1 protein-coding gene is annotated in these 436 nt (G+C 74.5%); it reads left to right on the plus strand.

The genetic code is table 11. From position 1 onward, the window contains the following. On the plus strand, window positions 1-436 hold a 436-nt coding region (locus ACU8YE_RS25495; RefSeq protein ID WP_446930386.1), incomplete at both ends, for a serine/threonine-protein kinase.

Below are 436 nucleotides of genomic sequence, written 5' to 3' on the forward strand. Positions count from 1 at the left end.
GATCCGCAGCCCGCGCATCGCCGAGATCATCGACGCGGACCCCGACGGCCCCGTGCCGTACGTCGTCACGCGCTACGTCCCCGGGCTCTCGCTCTACCACCACGTCGGCGAGGAGGGGCCGGTGCAGGGCCGCGACCTGCTGCACGCGACGGCCTGCCTCGCCGAGGCGCTGCAGGCGGTGCACGACGTCGGGGTGCTGCACCGCGACGTCAAGCCCACCAACGTGCTGATGGAGGGTCGCTCCCCGGTCCTCATCGACTTCGGCCTGGCGCGGGTCTCCGACGACCCTCGGCTGACCCGCACCGGCTGGCTGCTGGGCACGCCCGGCTACCTCGCGCCGGAGGTGCTGTACGGCGACGACGCGTCGGCCGCCTCCGACGTGCACGCGCTGGCCGCGACCCTGGTCTTCGCCGCCACCGGCCGCTCGCCCTACGGT

Source organism: Ralstonia sp. VS2407, from assembly GCF_052950655.1.